This is a genomic window from Flagellimonas alvinocaridis (assembly GCF_004916895.1).
Lineage (GTDB): Bacteria > Bacteroidota > Bacteroidia > Flavobacteriales > Flavobacteriaceae > Flagellimonas > Flagellimonas alvinocaridis.
Genome location: NZ_SNTZ01000004.1, coordinates 1 through 26,492 on the forward strand (window position 1 = coordinate 1; position 26,492 = coordinate 26,492).

The 26,492-nt window shown below is 43.3% G+C and carries 18 protein-coding genes and 5 tRNA genes; 2 read left to right on the forward strand and 21 right to left on the reverse strand.

Features of this window, described 5'->3' with window-relative positions; genetic code table 11:
• The 4 genes from EZV76_RS09505 to EZV76_RS09520 form a co-directional block, all read right to left on the reverse strand.
• Nucleotides 1-1,679, reverse strand: a 1,679-nt coding sequence (locus EZV76_RS09505; RefSeq protein WP_136566321.1) for a beta strand repeat-containing protein, incomplete at its 3' end; no start/stop codon positions are given.
• Nucleotides 1,680-2,144: 465 nt separating this feature from the next.
• The gene (locus EZV76_RS09510) at nt 2,145-4,091 is read right to left on the reverse strand and encodes an OmpA family protein (protein ID WP_136566322.1); all 1,947 of its coding nucleotides are present in this window, start codon (nt 4,089-4,091) and stop codon (nt 2,145-2,147) included.
• A gap of 11 nt (nt 4,092-4,102) precedes the next feature.
• Nucleotides 4,103-5,050, reverse strand: a complete 948-nt coding sequence (locus EZV76_RS09515) for a PorP/SprF family type IX secretion system membrane protein (RefSeq protein WP_136566323.1) — start codon at nt 5,048-5,050, stop codon at nt 4,103-4,105.
• A gap of 11 nt (nt 5,051-5,061) precedes the next feature.
• Complete coding sequence (locus EZV76_RS09520) at nt 5,062-8,856, reverse strand: T9SS type B sorting domain-containing protein (protein ID WP_136566324.1); 3,795 nt, start codon at nt 8,854-8,856, stop codon at nt 5,062-5,064.
• Between the two features lie 391 nt (nt 8,857-9,247).
• On the opposite strand from EZV76_RS09520, the gene EZV76_RS09525 reads away from it, so the two are divergent.
• Together EZV76_RS09525 and EZV76_RS09530 are read left to right on the forward strand one after the other, a co-directional pair.
• Nucleotides 9,248-10,837 (forward strand): peptide chain release factor 3, encoded by a 1,590-nt coding sequence (locus tag EZV76_RS09525; protein WP_136566325.1) that lies wholly within the window; start codon nt 9,248-9,250, stop codon nt 10,835-10,837.
• Between the two features lie 186 nt (nt 10,838-11,023).
• The gene (locus tag EZV76_RS09530) at nt 11,024-11,455 is read left to right on the forward strand and encodes a hypothetical protein (RefSeq protein WP_136566326.1); all 432 of its coding nucleotides are present in this window, start codon (nt 11,024-11,026) and stop codon (nt 11,453-11,455) included.
• A 34-nt stretch (nt 11,456-11,489) separates the two neighbouring features.
• Here EZV76_RS09530 and EZV76_RS09535 read toward each other — a convergent pair whose 3' ends face one another.
• The 17 genes from EZV76_RS09535 to EZV76_RS09615 all read right to left on the reverse strand — a co-directional run bounded on the left by EZV76_RS09535 (nt 11,490) and on the right by EZV76_RS09615 (nt 26,421).
• Nucleotides 11,490-11,801, reverse strand: coding sequence for a DUF3467 domain-containing protein (locus EZV76_RS09535; protein WP_136566327.1), 312 nt, complete (start codon nt 11,799-11,801; stop codon nt 11,490-11,492).
• Between the two features lie 64 nt (nt 11,802-11,865).
• Nucleotides 11,866-16,164, reverse strand: coding sequence for a DNA-directed RNA polymerase subunit beta' (gene rpoC, locus EZV76_RS09540; RefSeq protein WP_136566328.1), 4,299 nt, complete (start codon nt 16,162-16,164; stop codon nt 11,866-11,868).
• Nucleotides 16,165-16,203: 39 nt separating this feature from the next.
• Nucleotides 16,204-20,013, reverse strand: a complete 3,810-nt coding sequence (rpoB, locus tag EZV76_RS09545) for a DNA-directed RNA polymerase subunit beta (protein WP_136566329.1) — start codon at nt 20,011-20,013, stop codon at nt 16,204-16,206.
• Between the two features lie 126 nt (nt 20,014-20,139).
• Nucleotides 20,140-20,523, reverse strand: a complete 384-nt coding sequence (rplL, locus tag EZV76_RS09550) for a 50S ribosomal protein L7/L12 (RefSeq protein ID WP_136566330.1) — start codon at nt 20,521-20,523, stop codon at nt 20,140-20,142.
• 54 nt (nt 20,524-20,577) lie between these two features.
• Nucleotides 20,578-21,096 (reverse strand): 50S ribosomal protein L10, encoded by a 519-nt coding sequence (gene rplJ, locus EZV76_RS09555; RefSeq protein ID WP_136566331.1) that lies wholly within the window; start codon nt 21,094-21,096, stop codon nt 20,578-20,580.
• Between the two features lie 26 nt (nt 21,097-21,122).
• Entirely contained in the window at nt 21,123-21,812 is a 690-nt protein-coding gene (gene rplA, locus EZV76_RS09560) for a 50S ribosomal protein L1 (RefSeq protein WP_136566332.1), read from the reverse strand.
• Nucleotides 21,813-21,832: 20 nt separating this feature from the next.
• Nucleotides 21,833-22,270, reverse strand: coding sequence for a 50S ribosomal protein L11 (gene rplK / locus EZV76_RS09565; protein ID WP_136566333.1), 438 nt, complete (start codon nt 22,268-22,270; stop codon nt 21,833-21,835).
• Between the two features lie 155 nt (nt 22,271-22,425).
• The gene (gene nusG, locus EZV76_RS09570) at nt 22,426-22,977 is read right to left on the reverse strand and encodes a transcription termination/antitermination protein NusG (protein ID WP_136566334.1); all 552 of its coding nucleotides are present in this window, start codon (nt 22,975-22,977) and stop codon (nt 22,426-22,428) included.
• A 6-nt stretch (nt 22,978-22,983) separates the two neighbouring features.
• Nucleotides 22,984-23,172: a preprotein translocase subunit SecE gene (secE, locus tag EZV76_RS09575; protein WP_136566335.1), complete on the reverse strand. Its 189-nt coding sequence runs from the start codon at nt 23,170-23,172 to the stop codon at nt 22,984-22,986.
• 21 nt (nt 23,173-23,193) lie between these two features.
• Nucleotides 23,194-23,266 (reverse strand) — tRNA-Trp (locus tag EZV76_RS09580).
• Between the two features lie 67 nt (nt 23,267-23,333).
• Entirely contained in the window at nt 23,334-24,521 is a 1,188-nt protein-coding gene (gene tuf, locus EZV76_RS09585; RefSeq protein ID WP_136566336.1) for an elongation factor Tu, read from the reverse strand.
• Between the two features lie 48 nt (nt 24,522-24,569).
• Nucleotides 24,570-24,641, reverse strand: a tRNA-Thr gene (locus EZV76_RS09590).
• A gap of 98 nt (nt 24,642-24,739) precedes the next feature.
• Nucleotides 24,740-24,812: transfer RNA gene (locus tag EZV76_RS09595), tRNA-Gly, on the reverse strand.
• Between the two features lie 80 nt (nt 24,813-24,892).
• A tRNA-Tyr gene (locus EZV76_RS09600) sits at nt 24,893-24,975 on the reverse strand.
• A 22-nt stretch (nt 24,976-24,997) separates the two neighbouring features.
• Nucleotides 24,998-25,071: transfer RNA gene (locus EZV76_RS09605), tRNA-Thr, on the reverse strand.
• 102 nt (nt 25,072-25,173) lie between these two features.
• Entirely contained in the window at nt 25,174-25,476 is a 303-nt protein-coding gene (hpf, locus tag EZV76_RS09610; protein WP_136566337.1) for a ribosome hibernation-promoting factor, HPF/YfiA family, read from the reverse strand.
• A 54-nt stretch (nt 25,477-25,530) separates the two neighbouring features.
• Nucleotides 25,531-26,421 carry a tyrosine-type recombinase/integrase gene (locus tag EZV76_RS09615; protein ID WP_136566338.1) on the reverse strand — a complete coding sequence of 297 codons (891 nt, stop codon included), beginning with the start codon at nt 26,419-26,421 and terminating at the stop codon, nt 25,531-25,533.
• Nucleotides 26,422-26,492 lie beyond the last annotated feature (71 nt).

The window sequence follows — 26,492 nt, forward strand, 5'->3', positions numbered from 1 at the left end:
GCATTGGTCGGGTCAGTAACGTTCGTAATGGATGTGCCCGCGCTGTTGCCCTCTCCCAGCACGCTCGCCAAATTTTGTATCTCGTTGGTGATGCTTCCGTCCACCTCCGTGAAGGTGCTGTTCACGATATAGGGGTCGCCGGTGGTGCCTGTGCCGCTCACACTGATGTCCGTACCGGCGTTCACGATGGTCTCCGAGCCATCGGCCGCGTTGGCCGTGATCTGCGTGTCCACGTAGTTCTTCGTGGCGGCGTCCTGGGCATTGGTCGGGTCCGTCACATTGGTGATGGAAGTGCCCGCGCTGTTGCCCTCGGAGAGCACCTCCGACAAGGTCTGGTCGTCGCTGCCCAAGTTGGCCAAAGGTACCTGTAACGTACCGTTGCTGTCCTCTATCTCTAGGTTCGCCCCACTTACCTCGAAGCGGGTGTTCACCTCATTGGTCACGCTTCCATCGACCTCAGTGAAGGTGCTGTTCACGATATAGGGGTCGCCAGTGGTACCTGTGCCGCTCACGCTGATGTCCGTGCCGGCGTTGACGATCGTCTCCGAGCCATCGGCCGCGTTGGCCGTGATCTGTGTGTCCACATAGTTCTTCGTGGCGGCGTCCTGCGCGTTGGTCGGGTCAGTAACGTTCGTTATGGATGTGCCCGCGCTGTTGCCCTCGGAGAGCACGCTGGCCAAATTTTGTATCTCGTTGGTGATGCTGCCGTCCACCTCGGTGAAGGTGCTGTTCACGATATAGGGGTCGCCGGTGGTGCCTGTGCCGCTGACACTGATGTCCGTACCGGCGTTCACGATGGTCTCCGAGCCATCGGCCGCGTTGGCCGTGATCTGCGTGTCCACGTAGTTCTTCGTGGCGGCGTCCTGCGCGTTGGTCGGGTCAGTAACGTTCGTAATGGATGTGCCCGCGCTGTTGCCCTCGCCGAGCACGCTGGCCAAATTTTGTATCTCGTTGGTCACGCTGCCGTCCACCTCCGTGAAGGTGCTGTTCACGATATAGGGGTCGCCAGTGGTGCCTGTGCCGCTCACACTGATGTCCGTACCGGCGTTGACGATCGTCTCCGAGCCATCGGCCGCGTTGGCCGTGATCTGTGTGTCCACATAGTTCTTCGTGGCGGCGTCCTGCGCATTGGTCGGGTCAGTAACGTTCGTTATGGATGTGCCCGCGCTGTTGCCCTCGGAGAGTACCTCCGACAAGGTCTGGTTATCTGTATCAATCAAGGCCGCAATATCCGCTAGTGATACGGCATATGTGTTCGTATCAGAATCTGTAATAACCAAATTGGTATTGGTCCCATCAATTCCAAAAGAAGTAATCGTCGTATTGGTATCGGTAAGGCTATCGCTTAAACTACTTAAATCAACATTGACACTACCCCCATTCTCCAATGTCAATGTTAAAGTATTGGTTGCATCGTTAAACGTGAAACCTGTAAGCTGTTGGTCATCTGAAGAAGTTAGTTCCCAAGTATCACCATCCCAAAAGTAAATGGTTCCAGTATTGGTATTGACATAAATGTCTCCAGTGTCGGCGCCGCTTGGAACTATCGCTCCTGGGCTTGACACATCGGTTCCTTTTAGAACTTCACAATTGCACTGGTCTTGCAGGGTTACTGTGGTTTGAGAAAAGGCAATTCCTGTAGAAAGTAGCAGGATTAAAACTAATATGCTCTTTTTCATGGGGTTATTATTAGTTGAGGGTTCTGTAATTGTATTTTTTTTTGCAATTTTACTAGCTTAGTTTTCGTGTTGGTTGCAAGAATCAACACTTGGCATTTTAATACATGCTACAAAATTACCTTTACTTATAGGGGGGGAAAATATTTGTTGTGTATGCCCTGAATCTTACGGTATAGTCTTGAATTTTTGAGGTGATTGTCCGAATACCTCCTTGTTTCTTAGGACCGTTTATCGATAAATCCAGCAATATCAACGGTTAAGAATGCTTCAAAAATTGAAGACCATTTTATGAATCTAATCGTAAGAAATATCCTTCACTTTATTTTTTAAACCTTTTTATGTGTTTAAATGATGTATTTGAGGTAATAATTTTCTCGAGGGAAGATTGTAAAATCAGGTTACTCCAAACAAAAAGCACCTCTTGAAATTTCAAGAGGTGCTTTTTATTCTTATTCAGTGGTAGAATCAGTCAAATATGATGAATTCGGACCTTCTGTTTAGCTGGTGTTGCTCGCTGGAGCATGGTACTCCATTAGCACATTCGTTGACCAATCTTGATTCTCCAAATCCTTCGCTTTGTAGTCTGTCGGCAGCAATCCCTTTGGAAATCATATAATTTATTGTAGACTCCGCTCTTTTCTGCGATAACCAGAGGTTATATGCGTCGTTTCCACGGCTATCGGTGTGTGAGTTCACCTTAATTTTTAAGCTTGGGTACTTTTCCATGGCTACAATTACCTTTTGGATTTCGATTTCGGCATCTGGACGGATGTTGTATTTGTTCAAATCAAAATAAATGGTACTCAGCTGGAGTAGTTTGGCCAAATCATCGCCAAACCCACCGGTCACGACATCGCGTTCCAAATAAAAATCTATAATTCTTGGTTTGCCATCGGACTTATTCAGGTACTCCTCTGCAGGAACATACCCATCTCGTGATGCCCGTACAAAATTACCCTTGGAGCAATCCAACTGCAAAACATAATTGCCTTTGGAATCTGTAATTGTTGAAGAAATTTCTTTATTTTCCTCATCAATGACCATAACTGTGGCTCCTGCCAACACTTCATTGGATATCCGGTCTCTAACCGTTCCCGAAACTTCTTGTATGCAATCGAGCACCAAAGGGTCATTTTCAACAAACTCGTAAATATCATCTTCTCCCATTCCACCTTCTCTATTTGAGGAAAAGTAGCCCTTCTTGCTCTCTGAATCGAAAATAAAGGAAAAGTCATCTAGAGGTCCATTGATGGGCCTACCTACGTTAACAACAGGTTGATCGTAATCATTGAAGGCAATTTTGGTGGCAAAGACATCCAAACCACCCAAACCTTGATGGCCGTCCGATGAAAAATATAATACACCATCTTTAGTGATAAACGGAAAGGTCTCACGCCCTATGGTATTAATGTTCTTCCCTAAATTTATGATTGGCCCATAGGTTCCGTCTCCAATAATTTCTGTCATGAATATATCCGATTCCCCTGCACTTCCGGTCATATCAGAAACAAAATACAACCTCTTCTCATCTGGACTCAAGACAGGGTGTGCCACCGAATAGGAATCATTGTTGAAAGGGAGCTCCGTGATGTTTGTCCAAACTCCATTGACCCGTTCTGCGCTATAGATCTTTAAACGGATGATACCCTCCTCATCTTTTTTCTTTTTTCCATCCAAAAAATTGTTTCGGGTAAAGTACATGGTGGTTCCATCCTTGGTTACTACCGAAGTTGATTCATGTAGTCGGGTATTCACATCTCCCTCCAGTTTTATGGCTCTTCCATTGGAAGCACTATCAGCATCGACCTTATATAGGTCCAGAAAGTCTTTTGAGTTCCATGTATGCCTATAGCGGGCCAAATTTCCCGTGTCCCTATCCGAAGCAAAAATGAGACCTTTCTCATAAAAGGATGCGGCAAAATCTGAATACTTACTATTATATTCGAAGGGCTTTACACCATATCTTCCTGAGTTTTCCTCTATTTTGGCCAGATAGTCTTCATCAAAATCAACATCAACCGCGGTCATCGTCTTGAACTTTTCCATCAATTGGCCAGCTTCATCGTAATTCCCCAACGATTTCAAGCTTTGGGCATATCTAAAAATGAAGTCCACTCCCATTTCATCTGGATAGGATTCTTCCAGTTTCTTATAGATATTGGCTGCCTCTTGGTACTTCGCATTGAAATAGTAGGCATTTCCAAGGCGTTTCAGCAAATCTGACGACACGTATCCTTTGTCCAATACCTTCTTGTAAATGTCGATGGCCGGACTAAAGGAATATTCTTCATAACGTTGGTCTGCCTTTGCTTTTCTTTTGGCTTGCTGCTTATCTGGAATGCTATCCTGTGCCAGCATGTTCGCTATGCATCCAAAAAACATGAGAAGGAGTATGGGTATTCTTTTTAGCATCCTAACCTGTATTAAAAGAATCTTGGTGATACCGTTCTTTGAAACGATTTAAGCAACTCCAATCTGAGGAATATCTCAAAAGAGCCGTCGTTGAATTGGGTCCCTCCCAATTCGGTTACTTCCCTGTCATAGGCCAGACCTATCATTATCTGGTCCGTAATCTGAAATCCTGCCAAGGCACTTACCGCAGCATCCAATCTGTATGCGGCGCCAAAACTGAACTTGTCTGCATACAGGAAATTTGCCGATAGGTCAACTTGCAAAGGTGCCCCTCCAACAGCTTTTGTCAAAAGAGCCGGTTTAAATTTCAAATCGGCCCCAATATCAAAAACATACCCTGTAATCAAATAAAAATTGATACGCTCGGCCGACAAAAAGTTCACCGAGCCATCATCATTATTATTGTCGAAATACTCGCTTTCCAAAATATTTGGTGCTGAAGCCCCAACATAGAATTTGTCAGTATGATAATAAATTCCCAGTCCAAAATTAGGATTGAACTTGTTATCGATGTTGTCTTGACTGACCACTTCTTGATCAAAATTTCGAAGTCCGTTGAAATCCAAGCTGAGCATATTTCCTCCTGCTTTCAACCCAAATGACAATTTAGCATCCCTTGCGAATTGGATGGTATATGAAACGACGGCATCCAAGTAAGTTTCTTGAACCACTCCATCCCCAATATTGTCATTAACAATGGAAACTCCATAACCCAACCTACTGTTTCGGATGGGTGAATGAAGGTTTAAGGTGAACGTTTCTGGGGCACCATCCAACCCTACCCATTGGGAACGGTACAATCCGGCAAAACTCAATTGGCCTCGAGACCCGGCGTAAGCAGGGTTTACGCTCAAAGTATTGAACATGTATTGCGTATATTGCGCGTCTTGTTGGGCAAAAAGCCCCATGGACATCATTCCCAATACAGCAAACGGAACTAAAAAATGTTTTTTTATCATTCTAACTATTGTTACCTGCTTATATAAATGTAATCGGTGTCCGTGAAACTTCCTTTTTCGGTTTCATAATTAAAGATATAAAAATATACCCCGGCCGGAAGATAGTCGTTCACACTCAATGAGGACCTTCCTCTGGAACGACCGTCAAAAACATTCCTCACATTGTCATAGTTTTTGCCCTCATAAACGGCCACACCCCATCTATTAAAAATCTGTAATGTGCTGGATTTTATCTTGCTCACCCCACGGATAAATAGGAAATCATTCTTTAAATCCCCATTTGGAGTCACCATCTGGTTTACTTCTATCTCCTCTATGATCACGGTAACCGTTGCCGTATCACAATTTTCAGGGTTGCCTGCCTCGCAAATGGTATACTCTATGGTATACTCCCCAGCCGTAATTTCTGAAGCAACAGTAATTGTTCCATCGTCATTGATCATGAGTGAGTTTGTTGGATCTGAAGTCAAAATGACATCGACCAAGTTAACTTCCTCCCCATCAAGTCTGTCATTCAACAACACATTGGCATTTGGAATAACACCGCCTCCTGCTTCTTCATTATAAAAATCATCCACGGCATCGATGACGTTGGCCATACCCTCGGTTACCTCCACGGTGACCGTGGCCGTATCGCAATTTTCCACATTATCGATTTCACAGATGGTATAGGTGATGGAATATATACCCTCGGCTGTACCAGGGTTCACACTCACGCTTCCATCAGGATTGATGGTAAGCTCGTCCGTTGGGGTCGAGGTCAAAATAACATCGGCCAAAGTAACTGCCTCTCCATTCAATGTATCGTTGGAAAGTACATCACTGTCAGCAATGTCTCCATTTCCAGTATAGGAATCATCCACGGCATCAATGGCATTGGCCATGCCGTCCGCGACCTCCACGGTGACCGTGGCCGTATCGCAATTGTCCACATTGGCGATTTCACATATCGTGTACGTTATAGTGTACGTGCCCTCGGCTGTACCAGGGTTCACACTCACGCTTCCATCGGGATTGATGGTAAGCTCGTCCGTAGAGGTAGAGGTCAAAATCACATTCAACAAAGTAGCGGGCTCCCCGTTCAATGTATCGTTGGAAAGCACATCACTGTCAGCAATGTCCCCATTTCCGGTATATGAATCATCCACAGCATCAATGGTGTTGGCCCCCACTTCAATGGTAACCGTAGCTGTAGCACAAACATTTGGGTCCGGCAAGACATTACATACTTGATACACAACCGTAACCGTAGAATTGGATTCCAATTCCGTAGGGGTATAGGTCATAAACCCAGTTTCTGGATCAAAGGAAACAACACCGGCCGCAGTCCCTCCAATTCTCGACAAACTGGTAACACCCACATTATTTTCATTATTGTTAGGGAGATAATCATCATTCTCCAAAATATTTATGGCCACTTCCGTCAAGGCTGGGGTTGATCCAGAATCATCAGCTGCTGAAGCTTCCAAAGGATTGGGATCCGTACCATTTGGATTTCCGTCTCCATCACAATCCAGTTCTTTCCACTCTGGAGATGGCTCCAACGTGATACTCTCTGGATTATAATCACAAGGGTCCAATGGATCAGTACCATCTTCTATCTCGTCTTCATTGGTAACCCCATCACCATCGCAATCAGCAGTATTCCATGTAGAGCTTGGGTCCACGGTCTGGCTATCCAGTACAAAGTCACATGCATCGTTCGGATCTGTTCCGTCTTCCTCTTCATCTTCGTTCGTCACTCCATCACCGTCGCAGTCAGCGGTCAAATAATCCCCACTCTGTGGCAAGGTCACATGGTCAGGATTGTAGTCGCAGGGATCCAATGGGTCGGTACCATCTTCCTTCTCATCCTCATTTGTCACTCCATCACCATCACAATCAGAAGTATTCCATGTAGAGCTTGGGTCCAGGGTCTGGCTATCCAATACAAAATCACAGGCATCGTTCGGATCTGTTCCGTCTTCCTCTTCATCTTCGTTCGTCACTCCATCACCGTCGCAGTCAGCGGTCAAATAATCCCCACTCTGCGGCAAGGTGACATGATCAGGGTTATAATCACAGGGATCCAAGGGATCCGTGCCATCTTCTTTCTCGTCCTCGTTGGTCACACCGTCTCCATCACAATCCGATGTCTTCCATTCAGACGAAGGTTCCACGGTCTGGTTGGCCAATATAAAATCACAGGCATCGCTAGGATCCGTTCCGTCTTCCTCTTCATCATCATCAGTGACTCCATCACCATCCGTATCATCACCTCCGCCACTGTCGGGGTCAAGGTAGTCCGGGGTGCCATCTTCATCAGTATCATCATTTGTAGGGTCACCGTCCTCATTTGCGTCCTCGTCAGGGGTGTCGATCCCGTCGCCATCATCATCAATATCTCGGTAGTTTACATCTTCAGTACCATCTGTGTCGGGAAGGTCCGTTGCAGGGTCCTCTATCTCGTCGTTCACGTCATAACCGTCGTTGACATCGCTGCCCTCGTAGCCGTCGTCAAGACCGTCGTTGTCCGTATCCGTCCCTGTGTATGTCCAGTCCGGGATACCGTCATAGTTGAAGTCGTTACCTTCGTTGTTGTCCGCCACCAAATCGTCATCACTGTCTTCGTCAAGGTAGTCCGGCGTGCCGTCACCATCGGTGTCCTCCGGGTCTAAGCCACCAAGGTAGGCGCTGTTCAAACCGTCGTTCGACTCGTAGGTTGCAGCGTCGTCGTTGTTCGGGAGAATATAGCCTGCAGTGCTCTGCGCCTCAACGTTGTCTGGAATCCCGTCATCGTCACTATCGATATCTCTAAAATCTGGCAGTGAATCTGCATCAGAATTGATGGGATCAATGCCTCCAAGACCATATACATCATCCATTCCGTCTCCATTATCATCGATTCCGCTTGGCGCCACATAATCTTGGATTGTCTGGCTTTCAACATTGTCCAATATGCCATCATTATCACTATCGATATCCCTATAATCAGGAATGGAATCGGAATCCGTATCAATAGGATTTAATCCATCTTCATAGGCATCATCAATATCATTGCAGTTTTTGTCATCAGATGGTGGAATGTACCCTTCTGATGTTTGTGCTTCCACCTTATCTTTTATTCCATCATTATCTGAATCGAAATCCCTGTAGTCCGGTATGCCATCTTCATCTGAATCCAAAGGGATAATCCCAAATCCGTATGCCCCTTCATATGCATCGTCCAATCCATTTGCATTTGAATCCGTTCCAGAGGGCCCAACATAGTCTTTAAACGACTGAGCCTCTACATTGTCCCTAATGCCATCGATGTCAGAATCCACATCCAGATAATCTGGCAAAAACCCATTTCCCCCATTATATCTATCCGTATTTATGGGTTCGATTCCCAGCTTACCATCATTTTCATAAGCATCATCCAAACCATTATTGTTGGCATCTATTCCCGACGGTGCTATATAATTTGAGGATGACTGCCCCTCAATGTTATCCAAAATACCATCACCATCTGAATCTATGTCCAGATGATTGGGAATACCATCGGAGTCTTTATCATAAGGATTGGTCAGGGGGTCGTTATCGCCATCAAGGTTATTATCCTCTACCGAATCCAAAATTCCGTCATTATCGTCATCAATATCTATGTAATCTGGAACACCATCTCCATCTGCGTCAGTGTACATATCTACAACGACCAAGGATTTGGTTGTGGATGCGGGTGCCCCATCAAAAGAGGTCATGATCAGGAATATGGCAAGTCCCAGAACAGGAAATAGACCATAAAGTATCCTTCTCCCAAAATCCAAGAAAGTATTTTTTTCCATAAATGATAAGTTTTGGTCAACTAATCACCATGGCATGTAGTTCTCGTAAGTGTAAGAAAATTGGGGCTTTCTTATTTTTTCGTGCTTTGGTCATTCCGACACATACAAACACAATCCGGTCACATAATTAATGTATTTGACGCTCACCTCCTATTTTTCTCGATAAAAGGCGTATTCATCATCATTATTTACCTCATACTTTACATTAAATCAAAATAAACCGAAGCTCAAACTTTACGCTTGAGCAATGCGGAGCGAAAATTACTCTACTTTTTGCTACCATAACCCAAGGCCGGCTTCCTTTTTTTCCGAAAATATCAACAATGGGGTATCTTTTAACAAATTGATGACAAAAGCTATAATTACCCTATTTTTGCCCAAATTTTTGTTGATGAGTTTTGAAAAGGAAATAGCGCGACGAAGAACTTTTGGTATTATCTCTCACCCTGATGCGGGAAAAACCACCTTGACGGAAAAATTACTTTTGTTTGGAGGTGCAATACAAGAGGCTGGGGCCGTAAAGAGCAATAAAATTAAAAAGTCCGCCACGAGCGACTTCATGGAGATTGAGCGACAGCGAGGTATCTCAGTAGCTACTTCGGTTCTGGCATTTATTTACAACAATAAGAAAATCAACATATTAGATACACCAGGACACAAGGATTTTGCCGAAGACACCTTTAGAACCTTGACTGCTGTTGACAGTGTAATTGTAGTAATCGATGTTGCCAAGGGTGTAGAGGAACAGACCGAAAAATTGGTTGAAGTTTGCCGGATGCGCAATATTCCCATGATTGTCTTTATCAACAAGTTAGATCGGGAGGGAAAAGATGCCTTTGACCTATTGGACGAAGTGGAACAAAAATTGGGACTATCTGTTACTCCCCTTAGTTTTCCCATAGGAATGGGGTACGATTTTAAGGGTATTTACAATATTTACGAGAGAAACATCAATCTATTTAGCGGCAACAGTAAAAAGAATATTGAAGAGACTATTGCCTTTGATGATATCAACAGCCCAGAGCTCGAAAAAATTATAGGTGCCAGTGCCGCTGAAAACCTTCGTGACAATCTGGAATTGGTAAATGGAGTATATCCTGATTTTGACAAAGAAGCATATCTAAAAGGAGAGTTACAACCTGTTTTCTTTGGTTCAGCCCTAAATAATTTTGGGGTTCGGGAATTGCTAGACTGTTTTGTGGACATTGCTCCTCCCCCAAGAGCCAAAATGGCCGAGGAACGTTTAGTAAAAGCCAATGAGAAGGATTTTTCAGGCTTTGTGTTTAAAATCCATGCGAATATGGACCCCAAACACCGAGATAGATTGGCATTTATAAAGGTAGTTTCGGGAACTTTTGAGCGTAATACACCTTATTTACACGTTCGTCATGACAAAAAGTTAAAATTTTCCAGCCCTAATGCATTCTTTGCGGAAAAAAAGGAAATCGTTGATGTTTCATACCCCGGTGATATTGTTGGACTGCATGATACTGGGAATTTTAAGATCGGAGATACGTTAACCAGTGGCGAAAAGCTACATTACAAAGGTATCCCAAGCTTTTCACCAGAGCATTTCAGATATATCAACAATGCAGACCCCATGAAGGCCAAGCAGTTGTATAAAGGAATTGACCAGCTTATGGATGAGGGTGTAGCCCAGTTATTTACCTTGGAAATGAATGGCAGAAAGATTATTGGTACGGTGGGAGCTCTGCAATATGAGGTAATCCAATACCGATTGGAGCACGAATATGGCGCCAAATGCACTTATGAGAACTTTCCAGTGTACAAAGCCTGTTGGGTAGAACCTGAGGATAAAAATAATGAGGAATTTGCCGAATTTAAACGGGTAAAACAGAAGTTTTTGGCTACTGATAAACGTGGAAAACTTGTCTTTTTGGCCGATTCTCCATTTTCACTTCAGATGACACAGCAAAAATACCCTTCTGTAAAACTACATTATACTTCAGAGTTTGAATAACAGCCAATCCACGTAATCTAGAAGTCAAAAAGTAGTTTCACAATAGAAACAGTAAGCGTTAAAACATGCTAAATGCTGTGGAGTTCACAGCAACAATTGACACACTTACTTTATTGTAAAATAACGTCTTAGCCATTCTTTGTTGTCATTTTTGTACATTGTATCCACAACCAAAAAATAACTATTATGACAACAACCGTAAAACCACCAGTTTGGTTCTGGGTGGTAAGCACTATCGCACTTTTGTGGAATTTGATGGGTGTTTTTAACTATCTCAATCAAGCCTTTAACCAACAGGCCATTCTGGAATCTTTGGACCAGGCACAACGTGAGGTTTTTGAAGGAATACCAGCTTGGGCAACTGCTGCATTTGCCATTGCAGTCTTTTCCGGGCTTATTGGATCAATCGGGCTTTTGCTCCGAAAAAAATGGGCGCGGCCTTTCTTCATTATTTCATTGATAACTGCCGTGGCACAGTTTATCCATTGGCTTTTTATTTCCAATGCGGTAGAAGCATTTGGCACTTCCACTTATGGGATGCCCATAATTGTTATAATCATTGGGCTTTACCTAGTTTTCTTTTCAAAAAAAGGAATCGATAAAGGCTGGCTGAAATGATAAAAAAGGCCCTGATTTAAATCAGGGCCTTTTTTTAAGCTTCTCCCGTAGGTCCAAAATTCAATGGAATGGAAGGTTGCTCATAATCTTTTATAGGGCCGTGTGCTTTTTCAAAACGGGCCACATTATCGTTTAAAGCCTTTAAAAACTTCTTGGCATGTTGGGGTGTCAGCACAATTCTGCTCTTCACTTTAGCCTTAGGAGCCCCTGGCATCATACTGATAAAGTCCACCACAAACTCCGATACGGAATGATTGATAATGGCCAAGTTGGAATAAATTCCCTCTGCCGTTTTCTCATCCAGTTCAATATTAATCTGCTTTTGGTTCTGATTTTTTTCAGCCATACTTTACTTTCTTTCAAAAATGAAAAAGAAAACCCTGACGGTTAGGTCAGGGCTTGCTCATTATCTAGAATTTAAATTCCTCTTTTCGGGCCATGATCTCATCATATTCCTCTTTGGAACCTACAATGATACTGTCATAATCCCTCATACCGGTACCGGCAGGAATCTTGTGTCCAACAATTACGTTTTCCTTCAATCCTTCCAAAGTATCTACCTTACCATTAACGGCAGCTTCATTCAACACTTTGGTGGTTTCCTGGAACGATGCCGCAGAGATAAAGGATTTGGTCTGCAACGACGCTCTTGTAATTCCCTGAAGAATTGGTGTCGCAGTAGCAGCAACGGCATCCCTTGCGGTAACCAAGGTCTTGTCCTCTCTTCGAAGAATAGAGTTCTCATCCCTTAATTGACGTGCCGTAACTATCTGACCTGGTTTTAACCTCTCGGAATCACCTGCATCCTCTACCACTTTCTTACCAAAGATTTCATCATTTTCGTTGATGAAGTCATCTTTGTGTACCAATTGGTTCTCCAAGAAGGTAGTGTCTCCCGAATCCTGGATCTGTACTTTACGCATCATCTGCCTAACGACAACCTCAAAGTGCTTATCGTTGATTTTTACACCTTGTAAACGGTATACCTCCTGAACCTCGTTCACTAAATACTGCTGAACAGCAGATGGTCCTTTGATGGCCAAAATGTCTTCTGGAGTAATAGATCCATCAGACAATGGCATACCGGCACGTACATAGTCATTTTCCTGAACCAAAATTTGGTTGGAAAGTTTAACCAAGTACTTCTTGATCTCACCTGTCTTTGATTCGATGATGATTTCACGGTTACCTCTTTTGATCTTACCAAAAGAAACCACACCATCTATTTCAGATACAACAGCTGGGTTAGACGGGTTTCTTGCTTCGAATAACTCGGTTACTCTTGGAAGACCACCAGTAATATCCCCTGTTTTAGCAGATTTACGTGGAATCTTGACCAGAATCTTTCCTTCTTTGATTTTCTCCCCATCGTTCACCATAATGTGGGAACCAACAGGCAAGTTGTAAGAACGCAAGGTTTCACCTTTACCATCCTTGATCAATAAGGTAGGAATCAACTTTTTGTTTCTCGATTCAGAGATTACTTTTTCTTGGAAACCGGTCTGTTCATCAATCTCCACTTGGTAGGTAACCCCTTGCTCAATATTCTCATAGGCAATCTGTCCTGTAAACTCGGACACAATAACACCATTATAAGGATCCCACTGACAAATCACGGTTCCCTTGGAAATCTTCTCTCCATCCTTCACAAACAATTGTGAACCGTAAGGAATGTTATTGGTACTCAAGGTAATTCCTGTCTTGGCATCCATTATCTTGATTTCGGTAGTCCTGGAGATAACAATATTGGTCTTTTCACCTTCACTGTTTTCACCTTCAACAACCCTCAAATCTTCGATTTCTGCAACACCATCGAACTTGGACTCCAATTTGTTGTCCTCAGAAATGTTACCTGCAATACCCCCTACGTGGAACGTACGCAAGGTCAACTGAGTACCTGGCTCTCCAATGGATTGTGCTGCAACCACACCAACGGCCTCACCACGTTGCACCATTTTATTGGTAGCTAGGTTTCTTCCGTAGCATTTTGCACAGATTCCCTGAGGCGCCTCACAAGTCAATGGTGAACGTACTTCAATTTTTTCAATTGGAGCGGCTTCCACCTTCTTCACATCAGCTTCAGTAATATCTTGGCCTGCTCTAAGGATCAACTCCTCAGTCAATGGGTTGTATACATCATGTAAAGAAACCCTACCCAAGATTCGTTCTCCGAGGGTTTCCACGATTTCCTCATTCTTCTTCAATGCTTCCACTTCAATTCCTCGAAGTGTACCACAATCTTCTATGTTGATGATCACATCTTGGGAAACATCCACCAAACGACGGGTCAAGTATCCAGCATCCGCAGTTTTCAAAGCGGTATCAGCAAGACCCTTACGCGCACCGTGGGTAGAGATAAAGTATTCCAAGATGGATAGACCTTCCTTAAAGTTGGAAAGAATCGGGTTTTCAATAATTTCACCACCACCAGCGGTAGATTTTTTAGGCTTGGCCATCAATCCACGCATACCGGTCAACTGACGAATCTGCTCTTTGGAACCCCTCGCACCGGAATCCAACATCATATATACCGAGTTGAATCCTTGCTTGTCCTCACGGATTCGCTTCATGGCCAATTCGGTCAACATGGCGTTGGTGGAAGTCCAAACATCAATAACCTGGTTATATCGCTCATTGTTGGTGATAAGACCCATGTTATAGTTCATCATAATACCATCAACCTGCTCGTTGGCCTCGTTGATCATGTCTTGTTTTTCCGCTGGAATAATAATATCTCCCAAGCTGAAGGACAAACCTCCCTTGAAAGCGAAATCATATCCCATGGATTTTATCTTATCCAAGAATTCGGCCGTTGTAGGTACATCGGTCACGGCAAGAATATCCCCAATAATGTTCCTTAGGGCCTTCTTGTTCAATACTTGGTTGATAAATCCTGCTTGTTCTGGTACTTCAGAGTTGAACAATACACGACCTACCGTAGTTTCAATAATTTGATTGACCAATTCTCCATTTTCATTGAAGTCTTTGGTCCTTACCTTGATTGCTGCATTAAGATCTACTTTCTTTTCGTTAAAGGCAATCTCAACCTCTTCAGCGGAATAGAACGTCAAGCCTTCCCCTTTTACAGGAACTTCTTTGGTAGACCTTCTTTCCTTGGTCATATAGTACAATCCCAAAACCATATCCTGTGATGGTACCGTAATTGGCGAACCATTTGCAGGGTTCAAGATATTTTGGGAAGCCAACATCAACAATTGGGCCTCCAAAATGGCCTCTGGCCCCAATGGCAAGTGAACCGCCATCTGATCCCCATCGAAATCCGCGTTGAATGCGGTACACGCCAAGGGGTGCAAACGAATCGCCTTACCTTCAATAAGTTTGGGCTGGAACGCTTGGATACCCAATCGGTGTAATGTGGGGGCCCGGTTCAATAGAACTGGATGTCCTTTAAGGACATTTTCCAGAATATCCCAAACCACAGGCTCTTTCTTGTCTATGATCTTCTTGGCAGACTTTACTGTCTTTACAATACCTCTTTCTATTAACTTACGGATAACAAAAGGCTTGTACAGCTCGGCCGCCATATCTTTTGGCAGACCACATTCGTACAATTTCAATTCCGGACCAACAACAATTACGGAACGAGCGGAGTAATCCACACGTTTACCCAAAAGGTTTTGACGGAAACGACCTTGTTTACCTTTCAAGGAATCTGAAAGGGATTTCAATGGTCTGTTTGATTCTGTTTTTACCGCAGAGGCTTTTCTTGTGTTGTCGAAAAGGGAATCCACAGCTTCTTGAAGCATACGTTTCTCATTTCGCAAGATTACCTCAGGGGCTTTGATCTCCATCAACCGCTTTAGACGGTTGTTACGGATGATCACCCTACGGTATAGATCGTTCAAATCCGAAGTGGCAAAACGACCACCATCCAATGGCACCAATGGGCGCAATTCTGGTGGAATCACGGGAATGACCTTCATGATCATCCACTCAGGGTTGTTCTCCCTGTTGTCCTGTGATTCACGCAAGGCCTCAACCACTTGAAGACGTTTCAAGGCTTCGGTCTTACGTTGTTTTGATGTTTCGGTGTTTGCCTTGTGACGAAGTTCGTAGGACAATTGTTCCAAATCGATTCTGGACAATAAATCGATCAAACATTCGGCACCCATTTTGGCGATGAACTTGTTGGGGTCGGTATCTTCCAAGTACTGGTTCTCAGAAGGGATGGACTCCAAGATGTTCAAATATTCCTCTTCGGTCAAGAAATCCATTTTGTGGATTTCCTCTCCTTCGGGACCTTTGGCAATACCGGGTTGGATGACCACATACCTTTCGTAGTAAATGATCATATCCAACTTTTTGGAAGGCAATCCCAAAAGGTATCCGATTTTATTTGGCAATGAACGGAAGTACCAGATGTGTGCTACGGGAACCACTAGGTTGATGTGCCCTACACGGTCCCTACGTACTTTTTTCTCGGTTACTTCAACACCACAACGATCACAAACGATTCCACGGTAACGGATACGCTTATACTTTCCACAGGCACACTCATAATCCTTTACGGGACCAAAGATACGCTCGCAGAACAATCCATCACGCTCGGGCTTGTGCGTTCTATAGTTAATGGTTTCAGGCTTCAATACTTCGCCACGGGACTCAGCCAAAATGGACTCTGGAGAGGCCAATCCTATGGAAATCTTATTGAACCTTTTTGGTGCGTTATTGTCTTTTATTCTAGCCATAACAATATGGTGATGATATAATTAATGTAATATAGTGTTCTACTCCTCCAAACGGATATCCAAGCCCAAACCTTTAAGTTCGTGCATCAATACGTTGAAAGATTCTGGCAATCCAGGTTCTGGCATGGTCTCGCCTTTCACGATGGATTCATAGGTCTTGGCCCTTCCGATAACGTCATCCGACTTAACGGTCAGGATTTCCCTTAGGGTTGATGAAGCACCGTAGGCTTCCAATGCCCATACTTCCATCTCTCCAAAACGCTGACCACCAAACTGGGCCTTACCACCCAATGGTTGTTGTGTGATCAATGAGTATGGTCCAATGGAACGTGCGTGCATCTTGTCGTCTACCATGTGACCCAATTTCAACATATAAATCACCCCAACGGTGGCAGCCTGGTCAAAACGCTGACCTGTTCCACCATCATAAAGGTGTGTATGTCCGAAACGTGGCACACCGGCCTCATCAGTCAATGCATTGATCTCGTCCAAAGTGGCACCATCAAAAATTGGTGTAGCAAACTTTTTACCCAATTTCAATCCGGCCCAACCCAAAACGGTTTCGTAGATCTGACCAATGTTCATCCTTGAAGGTACACCCAGTGGGTTCAATACGATGTCCACAGGAGTTCCATCTTCCAAGAACGGCATGTCTTCCTGACGAACGATACGGGCAACAATACCTTTGTTACCGTGACGACCCGCCATTTTATCACCCACTTTCAACTTGCGTTTTTTGGCGATGTAGACCTTGGCCAACTTCATGATTCCCGCAGGAAGCTCATCCCCAACGGAGATGGTGAACTTGTCCCTTCTTAGGTTCCCTTGAATGTCGTTCAATTTGATCTTGTAGTTGTGCAACAAATCGGCCACCAAAGCATTGGTATCCTCATCTGTTGTCCAGCTACCTCCAACCAAGTGGGCAAAATCGTCAACAGCGTTCAACATTTTAATGGTGTATTTCTTTCCTTTTGGAAGTACTTCCTCACCCAAATCGTTGATGACACCTTGAGATGTTTTACCATTGATCAAGCCAAATAATTTCTCGATCAATACATCTTTCAATTGCTGGAATTTCACCTCGTAATCCATCTCCAATCTTGAGATGGCTTCTTTGTCCTCGGAACGCTTGCGCTTGTCCTTGATGGAACGAGAGAACAATTTTTTGTCAATAACCACACCTCTCAACGATGGTGAAGCTTTCAAGGAAGCATCTTTTACGTCACCGGCCTTGTCACCAAAGATGGCACGCAACAATTTTTCCTCTGGGGTTGGGTCTGATTCTCCTTTTGGAGTGATCTTACCAATAAGGATGTCACCAGGTTTTACCTCGGCACCGATACGGATCATACCGTACTCGTCCAAGTCCTTGGTAGCTTCCTCGGATACGTTTGGAATATCGTTGGTCAATTCCTCTGCACCCAATTTGGTATCCCTAACCTCAAGAGCGTACTCATCAATGTGGATGGAGGTAAAGATATCCTCACGAACCACTTTTTCAGAGATTACGATCGCATCCTCAAAGTTATATCCTTTCCAAGGCATAAAGGCTACTTTCATGTTTCTACCCAAGGCCAATTCACCTTTTTCGGTAGCATATCCTTCACAAAGTACTTGACCTTTTTTCACCTTGTCACCTTTCTTCACGATAGGCTTCAAGTTGATGCTGGTCCCTTGGTTGGTCTTTCTAAATTTCACCAATTCGTAGGTCTTGGAGTCTTCTTCGAAGCTTACCAAGCGCTCTTCATCGGTTCTATCGTATTTGATAGTGACTTTTTGGGCATCCACATACTCCACGGTTCCATTGCCTTCGGCATTGATCAATACCCTGGAGTCGGTAGCTACTTGTCTTTCAAGACCTGTACCCACGATAGGTGAATCAGGACGCAACAATGGTACGGCCTGGCGCATCATGTTGGAGCCCATCAACGCACGGTTCGCATCATCATGTTCCAAGAACGGAATCAAGGAAGCAGAGATGGATGCAATCTGGTTGGGGGCAACGTCCGTGTACTGGATTTCAGCAGGATCAACCACTGGGAAATCCCCTTCTTCACGGGCAATTACCTTATCCCTGTCAATGGTGCCGTCATCTTTCAAAGGAATGTTCGCCTGGGCAATTTTCATTCCTTCTTCCTCCTCTGCACTCAAGTAGATGTGATCTTTCACGTCTACTTTTCCATCGGCAACTTTACGGTAAGGAGTTTCCAAGAAGCCCATGCTGTTCACTTTCGCAAATACGGAAAGTGAAGAGATCAAACCAATGTTTGGTCCTTCAGGGGTTTCAATGGGACACAATCTACCGTAGTGGGTATAGTGAACGTCACGCACCTCGAAACCAGCTCTTTCACGGGAAAGACCACCTGGCCCCAATGCGGACAATCTTCTTTTGTGTGTAATTTCAGCCAATGGGTTGGTCTGGTCCATGAACTGAGACAACTGGTTGGTCCCGAAGAACGAGTTGATCACGGAAGACAAGGTCTTGGCGTTGATCAAATCGATTGGGGTAAACACCTCGTTGTCACGAACGTTCATACGCTCACGGATGGTACGTGCCATACGTGCCAAACCTACTCCAAACTGCTGGGACAATTGCTCACCCACGGTACGTACACGACGGTTGGACAAGTGGTCGATATCATCAATCTCCGCTTTGGAGTTGATCAACTCGATCAAATACTTGATGATGGTAATGATATCTTCCTTGGTCAAGACTTCTTTGTCCATACCAATGTCCAAGCCCAATTTCTTGTTCATTCTGTAACGACCTACCTCACCCAAAGAGTAACGTTGATCGGAGAAGAACAATTTATCGATAATACCACGAGCGGTTTCCTCATCGGGTGGCTCGGCATTACGCAATTGTCTGTAAATATGTTCTACCGCTTCCTTTTCAGAGTTGGTAGGGTCCTTTTGCAAGGTGTTGTGGATAATGGCGTAATCTGACTGTGCATTGTTTTCCTTGTGAAGTAGGATGGTCTTCACATCGGCATCAATGATTTCATCGATATGCTCCTTTTCCAAAATGGTATCACGGTCAAGGATGATTTCATTACGCTCAATGGAAACCACTTCTCCGGTATCCTCGTCCACAAAATCCTCATGCCATGTATTCAACACCCTTGCGGCCAATTTGCGGCCCAATACTTTTTTAAGACCAGCCTTGGAAACTTTTACTTCTTCGGATAGATCGAAGATTTCCAAGATATCCTTATCCCTTTCAAAACCAATGGCCCTGAATAGGGTGGTTACCGGTAATTTTTTCTTTCTATCGATATAGGCGTACATAACACCATTGATATCGGTAGCAAATTCAATCCAAGATCCTTTGAAAGGAATTACCCTGGCTGAATACAATTTTGTTCCGTTTGCGTGAAAAGATTGTCCAAAGAAAACCCCCGGAGATCTGTGCAACTGGGAAACAACCACACGCTCTGCACCATTGATCACAAAGGTCCCACTCGGAGTCATATACGGGATGGTACCCAAGTATACATCCTGTACAATGGTCTCAAAGTCTTCGTGCTCAGGATCGGTACAGTATAATTTAAGACGTGCCTTTAATGGAACACTGTAAGTAAGTCCACGCTCGATACATTCTTGGATGGAATATCTGGGTGGATCTATGAAGTAATCCAAAAACTCTAGTACAAACTGGTTTCTGGTATCTGTGATTGGAAAATTCTCCATGAAGGTGTTGTAGAGACCTTCGTTCCCTCTTTCGTCAGATTTGGTTTCAAGTTGAAAAAAGTCTTGAAATGATTTTATCTGAATGTCCAAGAAATCCGGGTATTCCGGTATGTTCTTAGCGGATGCGAAATTAACTCTTTCAATAGTGTTTGTGAACATCTATGGACAAATTTTGATCGTGAATACTATGGGGGCCGTGTATGACTTTATACACTCCTTATTAAAATAGGCTAAGGTCTAACCAAAAATGGAAAGACCTTAACCAAACCTTTATGGTATAAGCTATTATTTAAGCTCAACTTCTGCTCCTGCTTCTTCCAATGATTTTTTGATACCTTCTGCCTCATCTTTAGAAACAGCTTCCTTAACAGCTTTTGGTGCGCTGTCAACAATGTCTTTAGCATCTTTCAGTCCAAGACCGGTCAATTCCTTAACCAATTTTACAACTGCCAATTTAGAAGCACCAGCTGCTTTAAGGATTACATCGAATTCTGATTTTTCCTCAGCAGCCTCAGCATCACCACCAGCGGCTCCACCACCAGCAGCAACAGCTACTGCAGCAGCAGCAGGCTCAATACCGTATTCTTCTTTCAATATGTCGGCCAATTCATTTACCTCTTTTACTGTAAGGTTAACCAACTGTTCTGCAAAATCTTTTAAATCTGCCATTTTTCTATCGTTTAATAAAAATTTTAAAAATATACTTAGTTTATTGTGCGCGAATTATTCTTTTTCAGATAATGTCTTAAGGATACCGGCCAACTTGCCTCCACCTGATTTAAGACCAGAAATAACATTCTTGGCCGGTGATTGCAATAATCCGATAATATCTCCGATGACTTCTTCTTTGGACTTGATGTTTACAAGTGCCTCAAGGTTTTCGTCCCCGATGTATATGGCCTCAGCTATAAAGGCTCCCTTCAACAAAGGTTTATCTGATTTTTTTCTAAAGTCCTTGATAAGTTTCGCAGGTGCATTTCCGGTTTCGGACAACATCATGGATGTATTGCCTTTCAACACGCCGGGAAGTTCACCAAATTCCTTATCAGAAGCTTCCATTGCTTTTGCAAGCAAGGTGTTCTTAACCACTGCAAGTTTAATATTGGCCTTGAAACATGCCCTTCTAAGGTTAGAAGTGGCAACGGCATCCAATCCTGAAATATCTGCCAAGTAAATATTGGCGGTTTCAGCTAACTGTGCAGTCAAATCTTCTATTACTGTTGCTTTTTCTTCTCTTGTCATAGTTAAAATATTGAACTACCAGTTACTTAAACTGCTTTTGGATCCAATTGAACACTGGGACTCATAGTACTGGACAAGTAGATACTTTTCATGTATACTCCTTTTGCTGCGGCAGGCTTCAACTTCACCAAAGTATCAATCAATTCCTTGGCATTTCCTGCAATTTTATCTGCAGAAAATGAAGCTTTACCGATAGCGGCATGTACAATTCCCGTTTTATCCACTTTAAAGTCTATCTTACCAGCCTTTACCTCAGATACAGCCTTGGCCACATCCATGGTAACGGTTCCGGTCTTTGGATTGGGCATTAATCCCCTTGGCCCCAAAACGCGACCTAATGGACCTAATTTTCCCATAACGCTTGGCATGGTGATGATAACATCAACATCGGTCCAACCGCCTTTAATTTTATCCAAATATTCGTCTAACCCTACATAGTCGGCACCAGCTTCTTGAGCTTCGGCTTCTTTATCAGGGGTCACCAGTGCCAAAACCTTAACGTCCTTACCAGTTCCATGGGGAAGGGTAACCACGCCACGCACCATTTGATTTGCTTTTCTTGGATCTACACCCAAACGAACCGCCAAATCAATGGAAGCGTCAAATTTTACATTGGTTATTTCTTTTACCAAAGCAGAGGCCTCTTCCAAGGAATAGAGTTTATTCTTATCTATTTTGGCTTGGGCTTCTTTTTGCTTTTTTGTCAATCTTGCCATTCTAAATTGCTTTTAAGATTTTAAAAAGGTCTTTTACCGGCTATTTTAAGGCCCATAGATCTAGCAGTACCTGCAACCATACTCATTGCAGACTCTACTGTAAAAGCATTCAAATCTACCATTTTGTCTTCGGCGATTTGCTTTACTTGATCCCAAGAGACCGAACCGTTCTTAACCCTGTTAGGTTCGCCAGATCCTTTTTTAATCTTAGCTGCTTCCATCAATTGAACTGCCGCAGGTGGTGTCTTTACAACAAACTCGAAAGATTTGTCTTTGTAAACGGTGATAACAACCGGCAATACTTTGCCTTGTTTGTCCTGTGTACGCGCATTAAACTGCTTACAGAACTCCATGATGTTAACACCAGCAGCACCTAAGGCGGGTCCAACCGGTGGCGATGGGTTCGCAGCACCTCCCCTAACTTGTAATTTAACTACCTTATCTACTTCTTTTGCCATTGTTTCTAATTAAATTTAAAGTGTGTCAATTGGAAGCAACACAGCTTTATATATGTAACAGCTCAATTTAATTCTTAACTTTTCTGATTCAAAACTTATAGAACCATGAGTCAAGACATTCATCGTCTTTTATCTTGTTTCTCCCGGTCTTGAGTCTATACTTTCTCGACTTGCATATAGCTAAGTTCCAATGGTGTTTTTCTGCCAAAAATCTTAACCATTACCTCTAGCTTACGCTTTTCTTCATTGACTTTTTCAACAGTTCCATTGAATCCGTTGAAAGGACCATCAATAACTTTTACCGTTTCACCCAACACAAATGGAATGGCCACATTGTCTGTATTGACAGCCAGTTCATCCACTTTCCCAAGCATTCGGTTCACCTCTGATTTTCTCAAAGGCACGGGATCACCACCTTTGGTTTCACCCAAAAATCCAATCACATTGGTTATGGAACGTATAATATGCACCATTTCACCACCAAGATTGGCTTTGATCATTATATATCCCGGAAAGTAAACCCTTTCTTTATTGATTTTCTTTCCGTTTCTGATTTGTACAACTTTCTCGGTAGGCACAAGGACTTCTTCAAGATAGTCGCCAAAACCATTGCGCTCTACCTCACTCTCTATGTAGCCCTTGATCTTATTTTCTTGACCACTGACAGCCCGTACCACGTACCATTTTTTCTCAAGAACTTCAGACATACCGACTTAACCTATTATTTGTTCAAAATACAATCCTACCAACTTGCTAAAAAGTTCATCCACACCCCATGTTGCCAAGGCAAAGATGATTGAGAATACAGCCACAACCACCATTAGGTTAGAGGCCTTGTCCCTATCCAACCAAGTAACATTATTCTTTAATTCCTCGAAGGATTCCTTAATATAAGTCAACATAGTACTGCTTGTATTTTCTTGCACGGGAGGAGAGACTCGAACTCCCGACACCTGGTTTTGGAGACCAGTGCTCTACCAACTGAGCTACACCCGTTTATAATTACACTGAAAGGTATCCCGAGAATCCGGGACACCCTTTAGTGCATTATTTTCAAAAATGATTAATCTAAAATTTCAGTAACCTGACCAGCTCCAACAGTTCTACCACCTTCACGGATAGCGAAACGTAGACCTACGTTCAATGCGATTGGCTGAATCAAATCAACAGTGATTGTCAAGTTATCACCTGGCATAACCATTTCAACTCCATCAGGAAGCACAATGTTTCCAGTTACGTCAGTTGTACGAACGTAGAACTGAGGACGGTAGTTGTTGTGGAATGGAGTGTGACGACCACCTTCTTCTTTCTTAAGGATATAGACCTCAGCTTTGAATTTAGCGTGTGGCTTAACGGAACCTGGCTTACAGATTACCATACCTCTTTTGATATCGGATTTTTCGATACCTCTCAAAAGAAGACCTACGTTATCACCAGCTTCACCTCTATCCAAAATCTTACGGAACATCTCAACCCCAGTGATAGTAGAAGACAATTTCTCAGCACCCATACCGATAATATCAACAGCATCACCAGTGTTGGCAACACCTGTTTCGATACGACCAGTAGCTACGGTACCACGACCAGTAATGGTAAATACGTCTTCAATAGGCATCAAGAAAGGCTTATCAACATCTCTCTCAGGAAGCTCGATCCACTCATCAACAGCTTTCATCAACTCCATTACGGTATCAACCCATTTTTGCTCACCGTTCAAAGCACCAAGTGCAGAACCAGCAATAACAGGTCCATTGTCACCATCGTACTCATAGAAAGAAAGCAATTCCCTTACTTCCATTTCAACAAGTTCCAAAAGCTCCTCATCATCAACCATGTCAACTTTGTTCAAGAAAACAACGATACGAGGAATACCTACCTGACGACCCAAAAGGATGTGCTCACGAGTCTGAGGCATAGGACCATCAGTTGCAGCAACAACCAAAATAGCACCGTCCATCTGAGCAGCACCAGTTACCATGTTCTTTACGTAATCCGCGTGACCAGGACAGTCAACGTGTGCGTAGTGACGGTTTTCAGTTTGATACTCTACGTGAGAAGTGTTAATGGTAATACCTCTTTCTTTTTCCTCGGGAGCGTTATCAATAGAATCAAAGCTTCTAAGCTCTGACAATCCCGCGTTAGCCAATACGGTAGTGATGGCAGCAGTCAAGGTAGTTTTACCGTGATCCACGTGACCAATGGTACCAATATTTAAGTGGGGTTTGGAACGATCAAAAGTTTCCTTTGCCATTTTAAAATGATTTTAATCTTAGTTTATATTAGTGTACAAATCGTTTTGAGCCAATGAGGGGATTTGAACCCCTGACCTCTTCCTTACCAAGGAAACGCTCTACCCCTGAGCTACACCGGCTTATTGCGTTTTCAGGTTTAGCGTTTAAAGTTGCAAGTCCAGCATGTTAAACTTCAACCTACACAATTTTGAAATCTTTTGTTCCAAAATCGGTTTAGAGCGGGAGACCGGGTTCGAACCGGCGACATTCAGCTTGGAAGGCTGACGCTCTACCAACTGAGCTACTCCCGCATTTTTATTTGGGACTTACACCCAAAAAACTTCAACATTTCAAAAAACTTTCCACGTCCTGTTGTTCGCTAACAACTTCGTGGGGAGAGCAGGATTCGAACCTGCGAAGGTGAAAACCAACAGATTTACAGTCTGTCCTCGTTGGCCGCTTGAGTATCTCCCCGCCTTATTTTCAGTATCTTACGAGCCGATAGAGGGACTCGAACCCACGACCTGCTGATTACAAATCAGCTGCTCTAGCCAGCTGAGCTATATCGGCATTTTTACCGCTTTTTTGAACATAAAAAAGTCCGCTATTTCTAACGGACTGCAAATGTAGAGATTTATTTTTTTATTCAAAATAAAATTTGAAAAATTTTGATCAAACCTTGGCCCTGAGTTTTTCCTTTCGCCTTACCAACTGTCTTTCCAAGGAACTACAGGCTGAATCGACCGCCTCCTCAAAGGACTTACATTGCTTTTTAACCATCATCTTATCCCCTGGGACAGATACCATGATTTCCACTATCTTATTCTCTTTTGCACTGGTGTTCTCCACCTTTAAATAAACATCCGAGTCAATGACCTTGTCATAGAACAATTCCATTTTATCCATTCTCTTTTGGATAAAGTCCAGAAGCTTACCATCAGCTACAAAATTTACCGATTGCGCATTTACTTTCATAAGATATGATTTTAGTGCTGTCAAGCGACAGCGAAGTTAAACAATACAAGAATTTCACTTCTTGTTCCTAGGGTGGGCCTTTTGGTGAACCTTTTTTAGTTCTGCTATACTGTTGTGCGTATAGACTTGTGTCGAAGCCAAACTTGAATGGCCCAATAATTCTTTAACCGAATTTAAATCCGCCCCCCCGTTAAGCAAGTGTGTTGCAAAGGTGTGCCTTAATATATGTGGACTCTTTTTTACCTTGGGGGACACTAAACTAAAATACTTATTTATGATACGATAAACAAGTGTTTCATAAATTTTAGCTCCTTCTTTGGTAAGAAAAATAAATGCAGGATTTTCTATTTTCTGCAATCTGGAACGGTATATCAGGTATTCCTTAATAAGTTCAACTGTGGCAGGCAGTAACGGGAGAATCCGTTCTTTGTTTCTTTTCCCCAAAACCTTTAATGTTGCATTGGAAAAATCCACTGCCCCGAGGTTCAGGTTCACAAGCTCTGTCCTACGCATCCCGGTCGTATACAAAAGCTCAATGATGAGTTTATCCCGCATCCCCTCAAAATTATCCTCAAAAGGTATTTCCGACAAGATTTCATCCATTTCCTGTTCCGAAAAGGGTACTTCCACTTTTTTCTCTGTTTTGAGCGCCTTGTGCTTGGCCAATGGGGTGCTCTTTATTTCACCTATTTTCATTAAAAACTTGTAATAGGCTTGGAGTGAGGATATTTTTCTGTTGATAGACCTGTTGGATAGCCCTGTATTGGATAAGGATACAATCCAATTTCTGATAATGGGGTAGTCCATGGAGTCTATGGATTCCACTTGATGATCTTGCTTACAAAACATGGAAAATTCTTCAATATCCCGTTCATAAGCCTTGACCGTATGTTCGGAATAATTCTTTTCCAAACGTAGATAGGATGTGAAAGCTACAACAGACATACCTCAAAGGTATACCAAATACATTTGCGAAGTCCCTAAAAACAAAAATCCCGTTCCAAAAATGAAACGGG